Genomic DNA, 21,347 nt, shown 5'->3' with positions numbered 1-21,347 from the left:
TCATCGAACGGTGCACGTACCTGACGGATTCATAGACGCCCCCACCTCCGCCGTGACCGGAGTGGTCGCCGCGGCCGCGGTCGCCGTGAGCCTGCGCGGCGCACGCCGTGAGCTCGACGAGCGCACCGCGCCGCTGGCCGGCCTGGTGGCGGCGTTCATCTTCGCCGTACAGATGCTGAACTTCCCCGTCGCCGCGGGGACCAGCGGCCATCTGCTCGGCGGGGCGCTCGCGGCGATCCTTGTCGGCCCCTACACAGGGGTGCTGTGCGTCTCGGTCGTCCTGCTCATGCAGGGCATCCTGTTCGCGGACGGCGGCCTGACCGCCCTCGGCGTGAACATCACCAACATGGCCATCGTCACGACCGTCGTCGCCTACGCCGTCTTCCGCGGCCTGGTGAAGGTGCTGCCCCGCAGCCGCCGTTCGGTCACCGTCGCCTCCTTCGTCGCCGCCCTGCTGTCCGTACCGGCGGCCGCACTCGCCTTCACGCTCATGTACGCGGTCGGCGGCACCACCGACGTCTCCATCGGCAAGGTCGCCGGCGCCATGGTCGGCGTGCACGTCCTGATCGGCATCGGGGAGGCCACGATCACCGCCCTGACCGTCGGCGCCGTCGTCGCCGTACGCCCCGACCTCGTGTACGGCGCCCGCGACCTGCGTCAGCGCCTTCAGCTGCGGGTGGACGGCGAGTTGGTGGACGCGCCCGCCGCCGAGCCGGCCGTCCCGGTCGCCGCGCGTTCCCCGCGCAAGGTGTGGGCCGTCGGCCTCGTCACCTCCCTGGTGCTCGCCGGGTTCGTCAGCTTCTACGCGTCGGCGAACCCCGACGGCCTGGAGAAGGTCGCAGCCGACCACGGCATCGACAAGAAGACCGAGGACCACTCCACCGCCGACTCCCCGCTCGCCGACTACGGCGTCAAGGACATCACCGACGCCCGTCTGTCCGGCGGTCTCGCGGGTGTGATCGGCGTCGGTGTCACGGTGGTCGCGGGCAGTGCGGTGTTCTGGGCGGTGCGCAGGCGCCGTACGGACGACGTCTCGCCGTCGAGCACGAGCACCACCGCGGGTTCGAGCGCCTGACATGGGCGCGGGGCACGCACACCGGCTCTACCGGCACGGGCACTCGCCCGTGCACGGCCTGCCGCCGCACACCAAGCTCGCCGCTACGTTCGCGTTCGTGGTCGTCGTGGTGTCGACGCCGCGGGAGGCGATGTGGGCGTTCGGCCTGTACGCCGTCCTGCTCGCGCTCGTCGCGTACGCCGCGCGGGTGCCGGCCGGGTTTCTGCTCAAGCGGCTGCTGATCGAGGTGCCGTTCGTCGCGTTCGCCGTGCTGATGCCGTTCGTGGCGGAGGGCGAGCGGGTCGAGGTGCTCGGCATGTCGCTGAGCGTCAGCGGGCTGTGGGGCGCCTGGAACGTGCTCGCCAAGGGCACCCTGGGCGTCGCCGCCTCGGTGCTGCTCGCCTCCACCACCGAGCTGCGTGAACTGCTGCTCGGCCTCCAGCGGCTGAAGCTGCCGCCGCTCCTCGTGCAGATCGCGTCCTTCATGATCCGCTACGGCGACGTGATCGCGGACGAGATGCGGCGGATGCGCATTGCGCGGGAGTCGCGCGGCTTCGAGGCGAAGGGCGTGCGCCACTGGGGCGTCCTCGCGAAGTCGGCGGGCGCGCTGTTCATCCGGTCCTACGAGCGCGGCGAGCGGGTGCATCTGGCCATGGTCAGCCGCGGATACGCCGATTCGATGCCGGTGATCGACGAGGTGACCGCGTCCCGGGCACAGTGGTCGTACGCCTTCGCGCTGCCCGTCGCCGCCCTCGTCGTCTGCGTGTTGGGATGGACCCTGTGAGTACCGCTTCTCTCGAGGTCTCCGGCCTCGCCTTCGCCTACCCCGACGGCCACCAGGCCCTGTTCGGCGTGGACTTCTGCGTCGCGCGCGGCGAACGGGTCGCGCTGCTCGGCCCGAACGGCGCCGGCAAGACCACCCTCGTGCTGCATCTCAACGGCATCCTGACCGGCGGCACGGGCACGGTGAAGGTCGCCGGACTGCCCGTCGGAAGGCAGCACATGGCGGAGATCCGGCGCCGGGTCGGCATCGTCTTCCAGGACCCGGACGACCAGCTGTTCATGCCGACGGTCCGCGAGGACGTCGCGTTCGGGCCGGCGGCGGCCGGGCTCAAGGGCGCCGAGCTGGAGGAGCGTGTCGACCGGGCGCTGGAGCGGGTGGGCATGGCGGAGTTCAAGGACCGCCCGCCGCACCACCTCTCCTTCGGGCAGCGGCGCCGGGTCGCGGTGGCGACGGTGCTCGCGATGGAGCCGGAGATCCTCGTCCTGGACGAGCCCTCCTCCAACCTCGACCCCGCTTCCCGCCGCGAACTGGCCGACATCCTGCGCTCGTTGGACGTGACGGTCCTGATGGTCACGCACGACCTGCCGTACGCCCTGGAGCTGTGCCCGCGCTCCCTGATCCTGAGCGAGGGCGTGATCGCGGCGGACGGGAAGACCGGTGAAGTCCTCGCGGACGACGAGCTGATGCGCGCCCACCGGCTGGAGCTGCCGTTCGGCTTCGACCCGCGTTCCGTGACAATGGGCGCGTGACGCATCAAGAGGACGCCGGGTCGCTGCTCCTGGACGACCAGCTGTGCTTCGCGCTGTACGCCGCCCAGCGCGCGGTGACGGCCGCCTACCGCCCCCTCCTCGACGAGCTGGGCCTGACCTATCCCCAGTACCTGGCCCTGCTGTTCCTGTGGGAGCGCGGCGAGACGACCGTGAAGGACCTGGCCGGTGCGCTGAGGCTCGACTACGGCACGGTGTCGCCGCTGCTGAAGCGGCTGGAGTCGGCGGGCCTGGTCCGCCGGGAGCGCGCGGCGAGCGACGAGCGCTCGGTGCTGATCGCGTGCACGGGGCGCGCCGAGGAGCTGAGGGAACGCGCGGCGCATGTGCCCGGTTCCCTGCTCGCGGCCACGGGCCTTGAGGGCCCGGAGGTCGCGCGGCTGCGCGAGGAGCTGCGGCAGCTGGCGGCGAAGGCCGGAGCGGCGGCCGAGCGCACCCGCTGATCTCGGGTTACCCGCGGTTGCTACCCCCTGGTAACGGCAGACTCCGTACCGGCCAGTACCTTGTGCACGATGTACTTGTGCGCACTCTTTCCTGGGGCGCACTGTTCCGGGGGGAGGGCCACCCATGACAGCCGAGGACACCGCCGTCGACACCCGTCCGACGAAGATCATGTACGTCGCCGAGGCCACCGCGCACGGCGGCCGCGACGGCTATGTCACCAGTCAGGACGGCCGGCTCGAACTGAAGGTCGCGATGCCGCCCGCACTCGGGGGCGACGGCAACGGCACCAACCCCGAGCAGCTGTTCGCCGCCGGCTACAGCTCCTGCTTCCACAACGCGCTGATCCTCGTCGGCAACCGCGAGGGCTACGACCTCTCCGGCTCCACGGTCGCCGCGAAGGTCGGCATCGGCCCCAACAAGCACCGCGGCTACGGCCTCGCGGTCGCCCTCAGCGTCTCCCTGCCGGTGCTGGACGCGGACCTCGCGGAGAAGCTGGTGGACGCCGCGCACGACGTCTGCCCGTACTCCAACGCCACCCGGGGGAACATCGACGTCACCATCCTGCTTGGGTAGATGGGCACCCGCACAAGGCAGGACGAGGAGACGGACGTGGACGTGAACGGCACTGTCGCCGAGGGCTTCGAGCCGGTCAGGGACGCGTTCGTCCGGAACTTCGAGACGCTGGGCGAGCGGGGCGCGGCCCTCGCGGTGTACCGGGACGGCAGCAAGGTCGTCGACCTGTGGGCCGGCACGAAGGACGTCGACGGCACCGAGCCCTGGCAGCGGGGCACCGCGCAGGTCGTGCGCTCCGCGACGAAGGGCGTCGCCGCCGCCGTGCTCCTCGCCCTGTGGCAGCGCGGCCGACTGGACCTGGACGCGCCGGTCGCCGAGTACTGGCCGGAGTTCAAGGCCCGCGGCAAGGAGCGGGTGCTGGTCAGGCATGTGCTGAACCACCGGGCCGGGCTGCCGGTGCTGGACCGCCCGCTCACCCCACAGGAGTCGCTGGACCCGCTGCGCGGCCCGGAGGCGGTCGCCGCGCAGACGCCCGAGTGGGAGCCGGGCACCGAGCACGGCTATCACGCGCTGACGTACGGCTGGATGCTCGACGGGATCGTGCGGCGGGTGACCGGCAAGGGCACCGGCGAGTGGATCGCGGACGAGATCGCCGGGCCGCTGGGTGCCGAGCTGTGGCTGGGGCTGCCTGCCGCCGAGGAGGCGGCCGGGCGGGCCGGCCGGGTCGGGCGCGTCGAGGCGCCGGAACCCGCGTCGGGGGCGGTCCTGAAGGCACGTCCGAAGCGTTCGGTCACCGATGCCTACCAGGACCCCGACTCCCTCACCCGCCGGGCCTTCGCCGCGATCACCCCGTTCCCCGACCAGAACGACCCGGCGTACCGGGCGTCGGCGCTGCCCGCGACGAACGGCATCGCCACCGCCGACGGACTGGCCCGCGTCTACGCGGCGCTGATCGGCGAGGTCGACGGCGTACGGCTCCTCGACACGGCGACGGTGGAATCGGCGAGGGCCGAGGAGTCCTCCGGCCCGGACCGCGTCCTGGTCGTGAACACCCGCTTCGGCCTCGGCTACATGCTGCACGGCACCGCGTCGCCCCTGCTGGGCCCGGGCTCCTTCGGCCACCCCGGACGCGGCGGCGCCCTCGGCTTCGCCGACCCGGAGGCGGGAATCGCGCTCGGCTACGTGACGAACGGCTTCCGCAAGACGGTGACGGCGGACCCGAGGGCGCAGGGGTTGATACGGGCGCTGCGGACGTCCCTCGCGGGCTAGGAGCGCCGGTTCACACGTGAATCGGGTGCGATGTGCGCCCGGAAGCCGCGTCGATCTCGCCGTGCGCCTTCGTGAGCATCTGCATGGCGAGTTCGTTCAGGGCGCGGGCACCGGCGATCTCCTCCCCGACACGTGGCTGATTGGAGTCCGTGTGGTGCCGGGCGGCGTGCCCGTGGGCCCGTACCTCGGTCCCGTCGGGCAGCCGCACCATGGCGACGGCCTTCGTGTGCTCGCCGTCCTCCATGAACTCCATCTCGACATGCCATCCCACTGCGGTGTGCATCATGACGATCACCTCCGGAAGTACTGCTTCCAGGGTGCGCCTCACGAGGGCGGCGGACTAGTCGGCTGCGGCGAATCCCCGAGGCGACCGCGGCGGCTCCCCCGAGTCCGCCCCGGCGCGCGGTCTGTCCCTTTCTGCACCCCCGCCCCACCGGTCACACACCGGGACGAAGCCCGCAACTCGGGATCAGGTGAGACTCGGCACAGTCCCTTCGGCGGACGGTCCCGGCCTGCTTCCATGGAGATGTCGTGCGCCGGCCCTGGCCCCGCCGCCACCGCCACGTCCCCTGTTAACCACTCCGGGCCACATGAAGGACATGCGCTGCTGCTTCTCCGCCCATCTCCCCGCTCTCGCAGCACTGTCGGCCTTCCCCGGCCCCTGCGAGGTGCTGCGCTCCGGTGCGCGCCTCGCTCCCGCCCTGCTGCGTTCGGCCTCCGCTGCCGTACGCCGGGTGCGCTCGTGGCACCCCGACGACCTCACCGCCGTCAATCTGGAACTGGTCACCCTGACCGAGGACACCGCCGTCATCACCTGGTACACCGGCATACCCGGCACCGATGACGGCCTGGGCCACCCCCTGCCCGCGATCACCGAGGGCGAGGTCGTCTACGGCACCCACCCCGCGCGGCTGAACCGCTCCGCCTCCGAGGGCCGGGCGACAGCCCACCACCAGGTCGAACTCACCGGCCTGGAGCCCGGGCAGACGTACTACTACCAGGCTCGTTCAAGGGGCGCTGCCGCGACGCCCACCCCGCTGCACCTGGTGCGCGGCAACGCCGTGGGCACCTCCGCGTTCGGGCTCGGCTCGGGCGGCGGACCGTACTCCTTCACCACCCCGCAGCCCCCGCCCGGCCGGCACCTGCTGTCGATCGCGCTCTGCAACGACCTGCACCTCGGCGAGACCACCGCCGGCCTGGTCGGCGGCATTCCCCTGCTGCGCGGCGTGGTCCAGCAGCCGGGCCGCGCGCCCTACCCGGAGCTGATGAGCCGCGCCCTGGTCGCCGAGGCCCGGCGGCGCGGGGCGGACCTGCTGCTGGCCGGCGGCGACATCTCGGCCGGCGGGTCGGCGCACGACCTCGGCGAGGCCCGCCGGATCCTGGACGGCTTCGGCGCGCACGGCGAGGACTACTTCGTCGTACGCGGCAACCACGACCGGTCCCGGGACGATGCGTTCCGCACGACCTTCCAAGGGGGCGACGGGCCCGGGTACTTCTCCCGTGACCTCGGCGGGCTGCGGATCATCGGCCTCGACACCTACGCCAAGTCCGGCAACGGCGCCGACGCAGGCGGCCTCGGCGCCGAGCAACTGGCCTGGTTCCAGGGGCAGCTGCGGCAGCAGCCGGACCAGCCGACGCTGGTCTTCGGCCACCATCCCCTGACCGTGCGGGACTCCCTCTTCCCGGTGACCCGAGGCCAGTGCCTGGAGCGCCGCCAGGCCCGCGCCCTGGTCGACGCCTACGCCTCAGCGCCCGGCGTCTTCCTCCACCACGCCGGCCACACGCACCGCAACAAGCGGACCGTGCTGACGCGGGCCCCGCACGTGACCCATCAGGAGGTGGCGGCCGCCAAGGAGTACCCGGGCGGCTTCACCCTCGTGCGCATCCACTCCGGCGGCTACGCCCTCAACCACTTCAAGGCCGGCGACGTGGCGGCCCGGCAGTGGAGCGAGCGCAGCCGGCGGGTGGCCGCGGGCCTGTGGCCGCACCACGCGCTGGGCCGCTCGGTCACCGACCGCAACAGCGTGCGGGCGCACGACCTGTCCGGGGTCATGGCGCTCGCGGGCCGTGAATAGCGCGTGACCGTGTGTGCTCGTAGCCTCGGAGCATGGCGACCCTCTGGGACCTCATGCGGGACTGCATCCCCGACGACCACGCCCGGCAGGTCACCTCGCGCTACTACGTCGACGAGGTGATGGCCGCCCCCGGCGCGCCCGGGGTGGTGGTCGACCTGGGGTGCGGCCGCGGCACCTCGGCCGCGCTGTTCCGCAAGCACGACCCCGAGATGCGGTGGATCGGCGTCGACATCGGTGACTCGCCGGAGGCCGGGCAGCGCACGGCCGGCGGCGATCCGGTGGTGCACTACGACGGCGTCCATCTGCCCCTCGGCTGCGGGTCGCTGCCGCTGATCTACTCCCACCAGGTCTTCGAGCACGTCGCACGGCCGCGCGAGCTGCTCGCCGAGATCGCCCGGGTGCTGCGGCCCGGCGGCCGCTTCATCGGATCGACGTCGCAGTTCGAGCCGTACCACTCCTTCAGCCTGTGGAACTACACGCCGTACGGGTTCCGCAGGCTGGTCGAGGAGGCGGGGCTGGTGCTGGAGGAGATCCGGCCCTCGCTGGACGGGGTGGCGCTGATCATGCGGAGCTACCTGGGCAGGCCCCCGGAGTACAGCCGGTACTGGGACACGCAGTCGCCGCTGAACGACGAGATCGACCAGTGGGCGCGGCACGGGCGCCGGCGGACGGCGCTGGTGAATCTGCGGAAGCTGACGTACTGCGGCCAGTTCGCGTTCCGGGTGGCCAAGCCGGCGCTCTCCTGATCCGGGACCACGCCTCCGGATCTAGAACAACGCCTCGATCCCGCCGATCAGCGGCAGCGGGGCGATCGCCAGGACCAGAGCCGTCACCGCGAGCCCCGGCCGGATGTCCCGCTTGCCCAGGAAGCCCGCCACCGCGGCGACGGGCGGCAGGACGCAGAACACCAGGAAGCTCCAGTGCCAGCCTTCCTCGCTGGTGAGGAAGAGCAGGAGGGCCAGGTACGCGGGGACGGCCCCCGCGGCCATCATCCGGGCGCGGGAGAGGAACAGCTCAAGGTTCTCGCCGGAGGCGGGGAAGGACATCTCAGGCCACCACTCGGTTGTCGTAGCCGGCGGAGCTGGCCTCGGGGAACCCGTCGGCCGCCGAGAAGCCGTTGACCGCCGCGGACAGCACCACCCCGAGCCCGGTGATGGCCATCATGGTCGCGTCGAACGCCTTCACCAGCGCGGCGAACCTCTCGATCATCATGACGGCCTGGGCCGCGGCCAGGGCGAACATGGCGACGGACGCCGCCTGTCCGCCGATCGGGATGGCGTTGACGGCGGTGGCCGCCGCCATGTTCGCCATCCAGATGATCGCCATGTCCGCGAGGAAGACGACTCCGGCCTTCAGGAGCTCGGCGAACTGGAAGACCTCCTGTGCCGCCGCGTCGTAGCAGGTCCTCAGGGATTCGAAGGTCTCCTTGAAGTCGTCGAGTTTCTTGCCGAACTCGTCGAAGTAGACCTTCGCGGCGTCATAGGCGTTGCCCTGCCAGGTCACGCCGACATTGGTGGTGCCCTTCTTCAGGTTCGCGGCCACCGAATCGCAGAACGTGCCGAGATTCGACCAGACCTCGGCGCAGTCCTTGTACTTGCTCCAGTCGCCCAGGACCCAGTTGTTGATCTCGCCGAAGATGTCGAAGCCGAAGAGGAGTTTCACCGCCTCCACCGCCACGGTCGAGGGGCTTCCCAGGTCCAGGACGGTGCCGAGGGTCTTCTGGACCGGGTTCATCTTGTACTCGTCGACGTGGCCCTGGCCGTAGCTGATCAGCGGGTTGTCGCTGTCCCCGGCCGGCGCCCTGAGCGCGGCGGACGCGTCCTGCGCGTCGGCGAAGTCGCTGCCGTTGCCGCCCCCGGCCGGCGCGCCCCCGCCGCCCTTGGAGCCCGGGTAGGTGGCGTCCATCTTCGCGGCCTGCTCGGTGTCCGTCTCGCGGTAGTACTTGGCGGACTTGGACAGTTCCGACTGGGAGGAATTGAGGACGCTCTGTGCTTTCCGCAGGGCCTTCTTGGCGGATTCCACGTACTGGTCGTGATCCCCCGCGACGAGATCCCAGAGCTGTCCGCCGACCGCCTTGTCGATCTGGGTGTTGTTGCCCGTGTATTCAACGGCTTTGGTCGCGCCGTCGGCGCCACGTGACACGAGCGAGGCGAAACCCTGGATCGCATCCGGCTCTACTTGAAAACCCACAGTCGTCTCCTGCCCCCGTCAGTACAGTGACCAGCCCCGGCCCTCGTGCCGGGACTTGTGGCCGGCGCCCCCGTCGGGCGCGGCGCGTCGTTCCTCGTCGATCTGCTCCTGCTGCGCCGCGATCGCGCGCCTGCCCTCTGCGGCCAGTTCCTCGCGCTCGGCCTCGGAGAGCGCGGCCCACTTCTCCGCCATGGGGGCCGCCTGATCGACCAACTGGTCGGCGTACGCGGACACGTTCGCCGCATCGCGCAGGCCGACCCGCCCGGAGAGGACCTCCTGCGCCATCTCCTTCAGAGCGTCGCCGCCGTGCCCGGCGGCGAGGGTCTCCAGGGACTTGCGCAGCAGTCTCGCCTGTGCCGGGTCGCCCTGGGACATCTCCAGGAGTTCGGAGTCGTCGAACTGCTTTTCCGAGTCCGGACTCTCGGCCACAGGTCCTCCTTCGGGCAGATCACTGCTGCCGTTCACTTCCAACCCAGGGTGCCCGGCGCGGCACCCCCGGAGTGATGCAATCACAGATCCGCCACACGCCCCGCGCGCGACGGATGCGTGACCGGACGCGGCAGGAGGCCGCGTCGGGGTTCAACTCGCGTGCAGCATCAAGGCGATCCCGACGACCAGCAGCCCGGCCGCCGCGATCCGGGGCGCTCCGAACCGCTCCTTGAAGACGACCGCCCCGATGGCCGCCCCCACGAGGATCGACGACTCCCGCAGCGCGGAGATCGGGGCCAGTTCCGCCTTGGTCTGGGCCCACAGGACCAGCGCGTACGCGGCGACCGACAGGGCCGCGCCCAGCAGTCCGAGCCAGGCGAACGGCCGCAGCACAGCGAGCGTCTCCCCGCGCCAGCGCCACACCGCGTACGCCGGGATCGCCAGGCCCTCGATCGCCATCAGCCAGGCGATGTAGCCGAGGGGCGAGCCGGAGGCCCGCACGCCCAGACCGTCCACGACGGTGTACGCGGCGATGGTCAGCCCGGTCGCCAGCGCCGCGCCGATCGCCGCCCAGTCCGGCCGGCGCCCGCGCAGCCCCCACAGGGCGACGCCGGTGAGTCCCGCGCAGGACAGGGCGATCCCGGCGGCCCCCCAGCCGTTGGGCACCTCGTGTGCGAACACGGCCGCGAACACGGCGACGACGAGCGGCGCGGTGCCGCGCGCGATGGGGTAGGCCTGCCCGAAGTCGCCCAGCCTGAAGGACTTCATCAGCAGCGCGAAGTAGACGATGTGGATGACGGCGGAGGCCAGGAGGTACGGCCACGCGTCAGCCGCCGGGAAGGAACCGAAGGGCATCAGCACCAGCCCGATCAGCACCCCGCCGCCCGCGATGAGCGTGAACCCGACCAGCTTGTCGGTGATCTTGTGCGCGATGGCGTTCCAGCCGGCGTGCGTGACGGCGGCCAGCAGGACGGCGGAGGTGACGAGCGGGGTCACGGAGTCTGCTCGCGCACGTCCACCAGGGTCGCGCCGGCGTGGGCGACGAGGTCCTCGGGCGCCATGGGGAACACGGCGTGCGGGTTGCCGGCGGCGGCCCACACGACGTCGTGCTCCAGCAGCGAGCGGTCGGCGAGCACCCGCGTCCTCGTGAGGTGCCCGAAGGGCGGTACGCCGCCGATGGCGTACCCGGTCGTCTCCCGTACGACGTCCGCCTTGGCCCGGGTCACCTTCTCGGCCCCGAGCTCCTGCCGGACCCGCTCCAGGTCGACCCGGGAGGAGCCGTCCATGAGGACCAGCACCGGCACGCCGTCGGCGGCGAAGATCAGTGACTTGCAGATCTCGCTGAGCTCGCAGCCGATCGCGGCGGCGGCCTCGGCGGCGGTACGGGTCGCGTCCGGGAAGCGGCGGATCCGCCCCCGCAGCTCGCCCAGGCCCAGCTCGTCGAGGGCGGCGGCGAACCGGGGGTGGGCTCCGGAGTGCGTGCTGTCGGTCGTCGTCATGCAGGGCACGCTAGCGGTGCGTGTACGGGACATGCGAACGAGTTCGGCGCCCGGCAGCGGCGGGGCCGGTGAGGGCTCCCCGTCCCCACGGGGCCCTCACCGGCCGGTCCTCTTCAGGTGTGACGGATCAGACGCGTACCAGCGCCCGGTCCTCGTCGGGGTCGCCGTCCTTGCGGGACTCGCCCTGCGTGCGCAGGCCCTCGCCCTCGACGTCCACGTTCGGCAGGGCGCGGTCGAGCCACTTCGGGAGCCACCATGCCTTCTTGCCGAGCAGGGCCAGGACGGCCGGCACGATGGCCATCCGTACGACGAAGGCGTCGAAGAAGACGGCGATCGCCAGGCCGAAGCCGATCATCTTGACCATGGACTCGGACGAGCCGATGAAGCCCGCGAAGACCGCCATCATGATCACGGCCGCAGCCGTCACGACCCTGGCGCCGTGCTTGAACCCGGTCACCACCGCCTGGCTCGGCTTCTCGCCGTGGACGTACGCCTCACGCATTCGCGTCACGAGGAACACCTCGTAGTCCATCGCCAGGCCGAAGACCACGCCGACCATGAAGATCGGCATCATGGACATCACCGGGCCGGTCTCCTCCACGCCCATGAGGCCCGCGAACCAGCCCCACTGGAAGACCGCGACCACCGCGCCGAGCGCCGCCATCACGCTGAGCAGGAAGCCGAGCGCGGCCTTCAGGGGGACCAGGATCGAGCGGAAGACCACGATCAGCAGGAGGAAGGCGAGGCCGACCACCAGCGCCAGGTACGGCAGGAGCGCGTCGTTCAGCTTCTGCGAGACGTCGATGTTCATCGCGGTCGAGCCGGTGACCAGTACCTCCGCGTCCGTGTCGGCCTTCACCTCGGCGCCCTTGTCACGGATGGAGTGCACCAGGTCCTCGGTCGTCACCGACGAGGGCTTCGACTTCGGGATGACCGTGATCGTCGCGGTGTCGCCCGCCTTGTTGGGCGCGGCCGGCGTCACCGTCACGACGTTCTTCAGGCCCTTGATGTCATCGCCGACCTGCTGGAAGACCGCGTCCGGGTCATCCTGGCCCTTGGCGTCGACCACGACCATCAGCGGGCCGTTGAAGCCCGGCCCGAAACCGTCGGACAGCAGGTCGTAGGCGCGGCGCTGGGTGGTGGACGTCGGCTGCGAGCCGTCGTCGCCGAGGCCCAGTTCGAGGGAGCTCGCGGGGATCGCGGCGGCGCCGAGACCGATGACGCCCAGCAGCAGCACGGCGATCGGACGGCGTACGACGAAGCTGGCCCAGCGGGTGCCCATGTTGGGCTTGGCCTTGCCGGAGGCGTTCTTCCGCTCGGCCCGGTTGCCGCCCATCCAGCGGCTCTTGGCGCCCGCCGGGCGTACCTTCCTGCCCGCGTATCCGAGCAGTGCCGGGATCATGGTGAGCGCGATCAGCACGGCGATCACGACGGTGCCGGCGGCCGCGATGCCCATCTTGGTCAGCATCGGGATGTTGACGACCGACAGTCCGACCAGCGCGATGACGACGGTCAGACCGGCGAACACCACCGCCGAGCCCGCGGTGCCGACGGCCCGGCCGGCCGCCTCCTCGCGCTCGCGGCCCTCGGCCAGCTCGGCGCGGTAGCGGGAGACGATGAACAGGGCGTAGTCGATGCCGACCGCGAGGCCGATCATCATCGCCAGCGTCGAGGTCGTGGAGCCGAGCTCCAGCGCGTTGGCCAGCGCCGTGATGGTGGAGATGCCGATGCCGACGCCGATCAGGGCGGTCAGCAGCGGGAGTCCGGCGGCGATCAGCGAGCCGAAGGTGATGACGAGGACGACCGCGGCGACCGCGATGCCGATGACCTCCGTGGCGCCGGTCTCCGGCGTGGTCTGGAGCGCGTCACCGCCGACCTCCACGGTCAGCCCGGCGTCCCGCGCGTCCTGCGCGGCGTCCTCCAGCGCCTCGCGGGAGGCGTCCTTCAGCTCCATGCCGGAGACCTCGTACTTCACCGAGGCGTACGCGATCGTGCCGTCCTTGCTGACGGCCTTCGCGGCGTACGGGTCGGCGACGGAGGCCACCTCGGAGCCGTCGGACAGTTCCTTGACGGTGTCCTCGACGGTCGCCTTGTTGCCGGCGTCGGTCATCTTCTCGCCGTGCGGCGCCTTGAAGACGACCCGGGCGGTGGCGCCGTCGGCGCTCATGCCGGGGAAGCGCTGGTCCAGCAGGTCGAAGGCCTTCTGGGCCTCGGTGCCGGGGATCGAGAAGGACGTGGAGCCCGCTGCGGGCGCACTGGCCGCGCCCACACCCGCGAGGGTGAGCAGCGCGACCCATATCAGGGCGACGAAGTGCCGTCGCCTGAAGGCGAGCCGGCCGACTTTGTAGAGGAACGTGGCCACGAGGGCGACTCCCGGTCAGGTCGTGGGGTTGGTTCTGGGCAGGGGTGATCAGCCCGACGACGTGAGCGGTTACGTCAGGTGGAGGGCTAGCTGAAGGGGACTCGTCAGTTGACGGGAACGCCGAGGGCGGGGAGGACCACGGCGTCGATGTACGAGGTGAGGAACTGCTGGGTCGGCGGCTGGTCGTCGATCAGCGTGCGCGTGGCGAACGCGCCGACGAGCATGTGCACGATGTACTCCAGCGCGGGGCGGTCGGCGCGGATCTCGCCGCGGTCGACGGCCCGCTGCACCACCCGGTGGAACTCCTCCATCTCGGGCTCGATGAGGAGCTCCTTGAAGGCCTGGAGAAGGTCCGGGTTGCCGTGCACCGCCATGAACAGACCCCGCATCAGCGCGGCGTTCTGCTGCATGGAGCAGTCGTCCTCACGGGAGGTGAGGGCGTGCAGGTCGCCCCGCAGGGATCCGGTGTCGACGTCGGAGATGCTGCCCGGCTTGTTGTGCCGGATCGCCTTCGCCACCAGCTCCGGCTTGCCGCCCCACTGGCGGTAGAGCGTCGCCTTGCTGGACCGGGTGCGGGCCGCCACGGCGTCCATGGTGAGGGCGTCGTAGCCGACCTCCCGGAGCAGGTCGAGCACGGCCTCGTACAGCTCGGCCTCGCGCTCGGGGGTGATCCGGCTGCGACGTGCAGTTGCGACCTCGGCCACCGAACTCACCTTCCCACTCCGAACGACACGGTTTCGTACACCAACGACGATAGCGCATCCCCTCATCGAAACGAAACGGTTTCGTTCGTGTTCTGGGTCACGCCGGTCCGTATGCCATGCGATGTCACGAGTTGCTCCGATCCGTCCGCGGGAAAAGCATGGGGAGGTGAGCTATCTGCGCCTGCCTCATCTCCATGACGACCTGCTGTGCTTCGTGGCCGAGGACGACCTGTGGCTGGCTCCCCTCGACGGCCCCGGCCGCGCCTGGCGCCTCACCGTGGACCGCACCAAGACCGGCCACCCCCGCTTCGCGCCCGACGGCCGCCACATCGCGTACACGAGCTGGCGCAGCCTGGTCCCCGAGATCCACCTCGTCCCGGTGGACGGCGGCCCGGGCCGGCAGCTCACCCACTGGGGCTCGGCCGACACCCAGGTCTGCGGCTGGACCCCCGACGGGGTGATCCTCGCCGTCGCCTCGCACGGCGAGCCCTTCTCCCACTACACCTGGGCCTACAAGGTCCGCCCCGACGGCGATCCCGGCCGCAAGCTGCCCTGGGGCCCCTGCTCCGACATCCAGGTCGCCGACCTCGACGACGAGCGCAGGACCCTGCTGCTCACCGGTACCCCGCCGCACGAACCGGCCTCCTGGAAGCGCTACCGGGGCGGCGCCACCGGCAGGCTGTGGCTGCACTGCGAACGCCTGCTCCCGGACATCGACGGCCATCTGGCCTCCCCCATGTTCGTCGGCGAACGGATCGCCTTCCTCTCCGACCACGAGGGCGTCGGCAACCTCTACTCCTGCGCCCACGACGGCTCCGACCTGCGCCGGCACACCGACCACGACGCGTTCTACGCCCGGCACGCCGCCAGCGACGGCACCCGGGTGGTGTACCAGTGCGCGGGCGACCTGTGGCTGGTCGACGACCTGGCCGCCGGCTCCGAGCCGCGCCGACTCGACGTACGGCTGAGCGGGCCGCGCCCCGGGCGCCGCAAGTACCAGGTGCCCGCCGCCCAGCACGTCGACGGCGTCTCCGTCGACGAGACGGGCCGCGCGAGCGCGGTCGTCGTACGCGGCAGCCTGTACTGGCTGACCCACCGGGACGGCCCGGCCCGCACGATCACCGACACCGCAGGCGTACGGGTCCGGCTCCCGGAGATGCTCGGCTCGGTCGGCCAGGTCGCCTATGTGACGGACGCGGAGGGCGAGGACGCGGTCGAGATCGCCTACCTGCCCCGCGCGACCGGCGACCGCGACCCGCGCCGGCTGGCCTCGGGCGACGTGGGCCGGGTCCTGGAGATGGTCTCCGACCCCAAGGGCGAGCGCCTCGCCATCGCCGCGCACGACGGACGGCTGCTCCTCCTCGACGCGACCGAGGACTCCAACGGAGAGGTCACCGAGCTGATCCGGTCGGTCAACGGGCCCGTGCGGGACCTGGCCTTCTCCCCGGACGGGACCTGGCTGACCTGGTCGCATCCCGGCATCGGCCGCTCCCTGCGCCAGATCAAGCTGGCCCGCATAAAGGACCGCCTGATCGTCGACCTCACCGGCGGCCGCTTCGAGGACGAGAATCCGGTGTTCACCCGGGACGGCCGCTACCTCGCCTTCCTTTCCTGGCGGGGCTTCGACCCGGTGTACGACGTCCACACCGGGGACCTGTCCTTCCCGCTCGGCTGCCGCCCCTACCTGGTGCCGCTGTCCTCCGCGACCCCCTCCCCCTTCGCCCTGAACCCCGAGGGCCGCCCGGCCGCCGGGGGCCTGGACCCGGTGGAGGACGAGGAGGGCGACGGCGGCGGCGCGACGATCGTCGAGGTCGAGGGCCTGGAGAGCAGGGTCACCCCCTTCCCGGTCGCCGCCTCCAAGTACTCGGCGCTGTACCCGGTCTCGGGCGGCGGTCTCGTCTGGCTGCGCTGGCCGATCTCGGGCGCGCTCGGCGAGACGTTCGCCAACCCGGACGACACGACCGGGCGGCCCACCCTGGAGCACTTCAACATCAGCAAGGCCAAGAAGTCCGAACTCGTCGACCACCTCGACTGGTTCACGGTCAGCGGCGACGGCACCCGGCTGGTCGTCGTCGACGAGGGCGACCTGCGCGCGGTCCCCGCCACCGAGTCCGGCGACAGCGACTCCATCGTGTGGATCGACGCCCGCCGCATCCTGCACGAGGTGGATCCGGCGGCCGAGTGGCGGCAGTCGTACGAGGAGGCGGGCCGGCTGATCCGGGCGTACTTCTGGGAGCCGGGCATGTGCGGCATCGACTGGGACACGGTCCTCGACCAGTACCGGCCCCTGGTCGAACGCGTCGCCTCCCCCGACGACTTCGCGGACCTGCTGCGCGAAGTGCTCGGCGAACTCGGCACCTCGCACGCCTATGTCACCGCCGCCCGCCGCAACGAGGGCCCGCCGCACTACCAGCGCTGGCAGGGCCTGCTCGGCGCCAACTTCGTACGCCGCGACGACGGCTGGACCATCAGGCGCATCCTGCCCGGCGAGTCGTCGGACTCCAAGGCCCGCTCCCCGCTGGCGGGCACGGGCATCCGGGAGGGCGCGGTTCTCACCCATGTCGACGGTCGCCCCGTGGACCCGGCCGCCGGCCCCTACCCCCTGCTGGCCGGCGCCGGCGGCACCACGGTGGAGCTGACGTTCACCCCGGCGGAGGGCGTGGCCGGCCGGGCGCGCCGGGTGGCGGTGGTGCCGCTGATCGACGAACGCCCCCTGCGCTACCAGGACTGGGTCGCCAAACGCCGCGAGGTGGTACGGGAGTTGAGCGGCGGCCGCTGCGGCTATCTACACATCCCCGACATGGGCGGCTCGGGCTGGGCCCAGTTCAACCGGGACCTGCGGATGGAGGTGTCCCGGCCCGCGCTCATCGTCGACGTGCGCGGTAACGCCGGCGGCCACATCAGCGAACTGGTGGTGGAGAAGCTGACCCGCACGATCCTCGGCTGGGACCTCACCCGCAACGCCCAGCCGGTGTCGTACGCCTCCAACGCCCCGCGCGGACCCGTGGTCGCCCTGGCCGACGAGTCGACCTCCTCCGACGGCGACATGATCACGGCGGCCTTCAAACTCCTCAGGCTCGGGCCCGTCGTCGGGCAGCGCACCTGGGGCGGAGTGGTCGGCATGACCGGCCGCCACCGCCTCGGCGACGGCACGGTGATCACGGTCCCGATGAACGCGGCGTGGTTCGACGCGTACGGCTGGAGCATCGAGAACAAGGGCGTCACCCCCGACCTGGAGATCCTCCGCACGCCCCTGGACTGGGCGGAGGGCCGCCACGCCCAGCTCACCGACGCGGTCGAACTGGCCCTGGAACTCCTGGAGTCCAACCCGGCGGCAACACCCCCGGACTACTCACACGTACCGGACCGGTCACGTCCGAAACTCCCGCCACGTACAACCCCCTAGGGGCGCGGGGAACTGCGCGACCGGACCCCCACCGGCCCGCACCCGACAACGCACCCCCACACGCAACGCAAAACGCGGGGCACCCACGAAACCGTGGGCACCCCGCGTCGCGTTCAGCGCGGCGACTGACTACCGGTCGTAGTCCTGGTCGAACCGCTCCTCGTCCTCACGCATCCGCTCGGGCTCGCGGTCGCGCTCCGGCCGCTCCGGACGCTGGGGGCGGCCCCGCTCCGGCTGCCCCTGCGGACGACCCCGCTCCGGCTGGCCCTGCGGACGACCGCGCTCCTGCTGACCGTGCTGACGCGCACGCTCCTGAAGCTGCTCGGACTTCTCCTTGAACTGGTCCTTCATGCCCATGTGGGTTCACTCCCGTAGTGGGTGGGGATTGGCCCCTCGGTGGGGCCTCGACCAGATTCACACGGGCGATAACCCTGCGCATGTCGATCAGTTACGCCGCGTAATACGCTCCTGCTCATCGGCCGCGCCGCCCGCTCCGACCAGCCCCGTGCGCATGCCTTCCAGCCGGTCCGAGAACCGCCGCATCTCCCGCTGCCCCACCGTCCCGATGAGCGCGGGCAGATACCCGCGAACACCCTGCATCCCGCGCAGCCACCACTGCCCGTACACATGGCTGGAGCGCCGCTCGATCCCGGCCACGATCCGGTCGACGGCCGGCCCCAGCGGATACGTCTTGTTCGACGGCCACGGCAGCCGCTGCCTCAACTCCCGCATGACGTCGTCCTGATCGGCCCCGCGCACCATGTCGGTGTCGGTCCAGGACAGATAACCGACGCCGACCCGCACGCCCTTGTAGCCGACCTCGGCCCGCAGGCTGTGCGCGTACGCCTCCACACCCGACTTGGACGCGCAGTACGCGGTCATCATCGGCGCCGGCGTGATCGCCGCGAGCGAGGCGATCTGGAGCAGGTAGCCCCGGCTCTCCATCAGCACCGGCAGGAACGCGCGGGCCGTCACCGCCGACCCGATGAGGTTGACCTCGATGACCCGCCGCCAGGCGTCCGGGTCGGAGTCGACGAACGGACCGCCGGTCGCGACACCCGCGTTGGCGACGACGATGTCGACCTTCCCGAACCGCTCCTTGACCTCCTGCGCCACGCGCGCCATCGCCTCGTGGTCGGTGACGTCGGCGTACCAGTGGTCGCTGTCGCCGTGCAGTCGCTCCGAGACCTGCTTGAGGGCGTCCGCCTCCAGCCCGACCAGCGCCACCGAGGCACCGCGTGCGGAGAGCTTGCGCGCGAGCAGCTCCCCGACGCCCCGCGCCGCGCCGGTCACGACCGCGACCTGTCCTTCGAGGCTCACCTTGCTCATGCGCCCTCCTTCACCTGCGTGTTCTTCGTGGCCTTGGGGGATGTGGTGACGAGTTCCCGTATCTTCGCGGTCACCAGCTCGGGCGCCTCGACCGGCGTCATGTGCCCGAGGCCGGGCAGTTCGGTGACGTCGAGGAGCTGCGGCAGCGCGGCGGCGAGGGAGCGCGTGTGCACCGGCGGCGTCATCCGGTCGGCACTGCCGACGAGCACCGCGGTCGGCACCGTCAACTGGCGTACGCCGTGGTCGAGATCGAGCAGGTCGAGCACCTGCGACCAGGCATGGCGCACCTTGCGCGGGCACGCGTGCACGATCCGCGCGCACGCCTCCACCATGTGCGGGGCCGAACCGGGGCCCATCGTCGCGTACTTGAGGATCGCCCGCGCGACCGGGGTGACCGGCCCGAGCGGCGCCCGGGAGCCGAGGACGCGCGCGGTCAGCCAGGTGCGCAGCCGGCCCGCGCGTATGGGTATGACGGTCGACTCGGCGACCAGCCGCGAGGCGCCGGTGCTGCACAGCAGTACGGCAGCGGCGTGTTCGCGGAACGCCGGGCGCGCTGCGGCGGCCATCACCGTCATGCCGCCCATGGAGTGCCCGGCGATCACGGCCTTCTCGCCGGGTGCGAGGGTCTCCTTCAGGACGGCTTCCAGATCGTCGGCGAGGGCGTCGGCGGTGCAGGCGAGGCTCGCCGGGCTGCGGCCGTGGCCGCGCTGGTCGTAGGCGATGACGCGGTGGTCGACGGCGAGTTCGCGGATCTGCGCCGCCCAGAAGGCGGTCGAGCAGGCCCAGCCGTGCGCGAGGACGACGGCGGGCGCGTCGGGGTCGTCGACGCGGCCGTGCACCTCGACGTGCAGCCGGGCGCCGTCGGCGGACACGACCGTCAGCTCACGGGCGGGGGCGGGCGGGGCGTACGGCCCGGAGGAGACGTTCATCAGGCGGCTCACGCGGTCACCTCCGCGCCCTCGCCGGTCTTCGCGCCGTCACCGGCCCTCACGCTCCCGCCGCTCTCCTCGCGCGCGCCCGCGGACGCCCGCACCACGGCGTACTCGGCGAGGTCCACGCGCCGGGTGGCCCGCCGGAACTCGCTCGTCGTGCCCGGCCAGACGGTGGTGTTGCGGCCCGCTGCGTCCAGGTACCAGCTGGTGCAGCCGCCGGTGTTCCACACCGTCCGCTTCATGCGCTCCTGCACCCGCCGGTTCCAGGTGTGCACGGCGCCGGGCCGCGCGTCGAGGGCGACCCCGCTGCCGAGCAGGCCGAGCTGCCGTACGAAGTCGGCCATGTAGTTCAGCTGGGACTCGATCATCAGGATCATCGAGGAGTTCCCGAGGCCGGTGTTGGGCCCGATGATGGTCATCCAGTTCGGGAACCCGGCGGCGGAGGCGCCGCGCAGGGCCTCCATCCCGCCCTTCCACACCTCGGCGAGGGTCTTGCCCTCCGCACCCACCACGCGCTCCGCGATGGGCATGTCGGTGACGTGGAACCCGGTGCCGAAGACGATCGCGTCGACCTCGGCCTCGGTGCCGTCGGCGGCGACGACGGTCGAGCCGCGGATCTCGCTGAGCCCGCTGGCGACGACGTCCACGTTGGGCCTGGCGAGCGCCGGGTAGTACGCGCTGCTCAGCAGGATCCGCTTGCAGCCGATGCGGTAGTCGGGGGTGAGCTTGGCGCGCAGCGCCGGGTCCTTGATCGCGCGGGCCATGTTCCGCTTGGCCAGCTGCTCGATGAAGCCCAGCTCGTTGGGGTGCTTGGTGAACGCCTGGACCTGGAGCTCCCGGATGCCCCACAGCAGCCCGCGGCGCAGCCGGCTGGTGACGGGCAGGGCCCGGTGCAGGGAGCGCTCCGCGCCGCTGATGGCGCGGTCGATGCGGGGCATGACCCAGGGCGGGGTGCGCTGGAAGAGCGTGAGCCGCTCGACCTCGGGCTGGATGGACGGCACGATCTGGATGGCCGAGGCGCCGGTGCCGACCATGGCGACGCGCTTGCCGCGCAGGTCGAAGTCGTGGTCCCAGCGGGCGGAGTGGAAGACCTTGCCGGGGAAGGTGTCAAGACCGGGGATGTCGGGCGTCTTGGGGTCGGACAGCGGCCCGGTGGCGGAGACCACGAAGTCGGCCGACAGGTTCCCCGCGCTGGTCTCGATGTCCCAGCACAGCCGCTCGCCGTTCCAGGTCATCCGCTTCACCTCGGAGTCGAAGCGGATGTGCGGGCGCAGCCCGAAGGTGTCCGTGACGTGCTCCAGGTAGGCACGGATGTGCTCCTGCCCGGAGAATGTGCGCGGCCAGTCGGGGTTGGGCGCGAAGGAGAAGGAGTACAGGTGGGACGGCACGTCGCAGGCGCATCCCGGATAGCTGTTGTCCCGCCAGGTGCCGCCGACGCTGCCGGCCCGCTCCAGGACGACGAAGTCGGTCACGCCCTCGCGCCGCAGCCGTACGGCGGCTCCCAGCCCGCCGAACCCGGACCCGACCACCGCGACCCGCACATGTTCGCGTTCGGCCATGCCTGTGCCTCCACACTCGAACCGGAACCATGCC

Annotated in this window: 21 protein-coding genes; 9 read left to right on the top strand and 12 right to left on the bottom strand. The window is 71.6% G+C overall.

Translation table 11 applies throughout. From position 1 onward, the window contains the following. The first annotated feature begins 10 nt into the window (after positions 1 to 10). From CP983_RS25360 to CP983_RS25335, 6 genes are all read left to right on the top strand, one after another. The gene (locus CP983_RS25360; RefSeq protein ID WP_150502006.1) at positions 11 to 1,075 is read left to right on the top strand and encodes an energy-coupling factor ABC transporter permease; all 1,065 of its coding nucleotides are present in this window, start codon (positions 11 to 13) and stop codon (positions 1,073 to 1,075) included. A 1-nt stretch (position 1,076) separates the two neighbouring features. Next, positions 1,077 to 1,838 (top strand): cobalt ECF transporter T component CbiQ, encoded by a 762-nt coding sequence (cbiQ, locus tag CP983_RS25355; RefSeq protein WP_150502004.1) that lies wholly within the window; start codon positions 1,077 to 1,079, stop codon positions 1,836 to 1,838. Continuing rightward, the gene (locus tag CP983_RS25350; protein ID WP_150502002.1) at positions 1,826 to 2,587 is read left to right on the top strand and encodes an energy-coupling factor ABC transporter ATP-binding protein; all 762 of its coding nucleotides are present in this window, start codon (positions 1,826 to 1,828) and stop codon (positions 2,585 to 2,587) included. The genes cbiQ and CP983_RS25350 overlap by 13 nt, the downstream gene beginning before the upstream one ends. After that, positions 2,584 to 3,045 carry a MarR family winged helix-turn-helix transcriptional regulator gene (locus CP983_RS25345; RefSeq protein WP_125524526.1) on the top strand — a complete coding sequence of 154 codons (462 nt, stop codon included), beginning with the start codon at positions 2,584 to 2,586 and terminating at the stop codon, positions 3,043 to 3,045. The genes CP983_RS25350 and CP983_RS25345 overlap by 4 nt, the downstream gene beginning before the upstream one ends. A 124-nt stretch (positions 3,046 to 3,169) precedes the next feature. Continuing rightward, positions 3,170 to 3,619 (top strand): organic hydroperoxide resistance protein, encoded by a 450-nt coding sequence (locus CP983_RS25340; RefSeq protein WP_150502000.1) that lies wholly within the window; start codon positions 3,170 to 3,172, stop codon positions 3,617 to 3,619. A gap of 36 nt (positions 3,620 to 3,655) precedes the next feature. Continuing rightward, a complete protein-coding gene (locus CP983_RS25335) occupies positions 3,656 to 4,828 on the top strand; it encodes a serine hydrolase domain-containing protein (protein ID WP_167537898.1) in 1,173 nt (390 codons plus the stop codon). Positions 4,829 to 4,838: 10 nt separating this feature from the next. Here the strand turns inward: CP983_RS25335 and CP983_RS25330 are convergent, their stop codons facing one another. Next, a complete protein-coding gene (locus CP983_RS25330; RefSeq protein ID WP_107906256.1) occupies positions 4,839 to 5,114 on the bottom strand; it encodes a DUF1876 domain-containing protein in 276 nt (91 codons plus the stop codon). Between the two features lie 313 nt (positions 5,115 to 5,427). Here CP983_RS25330 and CP983_RS25325 point away from each other — a divergent pair, with 313 nt between their 5' ends. Next, the gene (locus tag CP983_RS25325) at positions 5,428 to 6,903 is read left to right on the top strand and encodes a purple acid phosphatase family protein (RefSeq protein WP_150506870.1); all 1,476 of its coding nucleotides are present in this window, start codon (positions 5,428 to 5,430) and stop codon (positions 6,901 to 6,903) included. A gap of 32 nt (positions 6,904 to 6,935) precedes the next feature. Further along, positions 6,936 to 7,649 carry a class I SAM-dependent methyltransferase gene (locus tag CP983_RS25320; protein WP_150501996.1) on the top strand — a complete coding sequence of 238 codons (714 nt, stop codon included), beginning with the start codon at positions 6,936 to 6,938 and terminating at the stop codon, positions 7,647 to 7,649. Positions 7,650 to 7,670: 21 nt separating this feature from the next. On the opposite strand, the gene CP983_RS25315 is transcribed toward CP983_RS25320, so the two are convergent. The 7 genes from CP983_RS25315 to CP983_RS25285 form a co-directional block, all read right to left on the bottom strand. Continuing rightward, on the bottom strand, positions 7,671 to 7,949 hold the full coding sequence (locus CP983_RS25315) for a hypothetical protein (protein ID WP_107905857.1): 279 nt from the start codon (positions 7,947 to 7,949) through the stop codon (positions 7,671 to 7,673). A 1-nt stretch (position 7,950) separates the two neighbouring features. After that, positions 7,951 to 9,093: a hypothetical protein gene (locus tag CP983_RS25310; RefSeq protein ID WP_107905858.1), complete on the bottom strand. Its 1,143-nt coding sequence runs from the start codon at positions 9,091 to 9,093 to the stop codon at positions 7,951 to 7,953. A gap of 18 nt (positions 9,094 to 9,111) precedes the next feature. Further along, positions 9,112 to 9,522: a hypothetical protein gene (locus tag CP983_RS25305; protein WP_107905859.1), complete on the bottom strand. Its 411-nt coding sequence runs from the start codon at positions 9,520 to 9,522 to the stop codon at positions 9,112 to 9,114. 150 nt (positions 9,523 to 9,672) lie between these two features. Next, positions 9,673 to 10,518: an EamA family transporter gene (locus tag CP983_RS25300; protein WP_150501994.1), complete on the bottom strand. Its 846-nt coding sequence runs from the start codon at positions 10,516 to 10,518 to the stop codon at positions 9,673 to 9,675. Continuing rightward, positions 10,515 to 11,054, bottom strand: a complete 540-nt coding sequence (locus CP983_RS25295) for a YbaK/EbsC family protein (RefSeq protein ID WP_150501992.1) — start codon at positions 11,052 to 11,054, stop codon at positions 10,515 to 10,517. Before CP983_RS25295 ends, CP983_RS25300 begins: the two co-directional genes overlap by 4 nt. Before the next feature lie 94 nt (positions 11,055 to 11,148). Beyond that, complete coding sequence (locus CP983_RS25290) at positions 11,149 to 13,383, bottom strand: MMPL family transporter (protein ID WP_150501990.1); 2,235 nt, start codon at positions 13,381 to 13,383, stop codon at positions 11,149 to 11,151. Positions 13,384 to 13,487: 104 nt separating this feature from the next. After that, entirely contained in the window at positions 13,488 to 14,087 is a 600-nt protein-coding gene (locus CP983_RS25285) for a TetR/AcrR family transcriptional regulator (protein ID WP_107905863.1), read from the bottom strand. A gap of 166 nt (positions 14,088 to 14,253) precedes the next feature. Here CP983_RS25285 and CP983_RS25280 point away from each other — a divergent pair, with 166 nt between their 5' ends. After that, entirely contained in the window at positions 14,254 to 17,493 is a 3,240-nt protein-coding gene (locus tag CP983_RS25280; RefSeq protein ID WP_150501988.1) for a S41 family peptidase, read from the top strand. A 129-nt stretch (positions 17,494 to 17,622) separates the two neighbouring features. Here the strand turns inward: CP983_RS25280 and CP983_RS25275 are convergent, their stop codons facing one another. From CP983_RS25275 to CP983_RS25260, 4 genes are all read right to left on the bottom strand, one after another. Further along, positions 17,623 to 17,850 (bottom strand): hypothetical protein, encoded by a 228-nt coding sequence (locus CP983_RS25275; RefSeq protein WP_107905865.1) that lies wholly within the window; start codon positions 17,848 to 17,850, stop codon positions 17,623 to 17,625. 87 nt (positions 17,851 to 17,937) lie between these two features. Further along, on the bottom strand, positions 17,938 to 18,822 hold the full coding sequence (locus CP983_RS25270) for an SDR family oxidoreductase (RefSeq protein WP_150501986.1): 885 nt from the start codon (positions 18,820 to 18,822) through the stop codon (positions 17,938 to 17,940). Beyond that, complete coding sequence (locus CP983_RS25265) at positions 18,819 to 19,763, bottom strand: alpha/beta fold hydrolase (RefSeq protein ID WP_107905867.1); 945 nt, start codon at positions 19,761 to 19,763, stop codon at positions 18,819 to 18,821. The genes CP983_RS25270 and CP983_RS25265 overlap by 4 nt, the downstream gene beginning before the upstream one ends. Then, positions 19,760 to 21,313, bottom strand: a complete 1,554-nt coding sequence (locus tag CP983_RS25260; RefSeq protein ID WP_150501985.1) for a flavin-containing monooxygenase — start codon at positions 21,311 to 21,313, stop codon at positions 19,760 to 19,762. Before CP983_RS25260 ends, CP983_RS25265 begins: the two co-directional genes overlap by 4 nt. Positions 21,314 to 21,347 lie beyond the last annotated feature (34 nt).

Origin of the sequence: Streptomyces chartreusis (assembly GCF_008704715.1) — a bacterium.
Classification (GTDB): Bacteria; Actinomycetota; Actinomycetes; order Streptomycetales; family Streptomycetaceae; genus Streptomyces; species Streptomyces chartreusis.
This window is presented reverse-complemented; position numbering and strand designations above follow the sequence as displayed.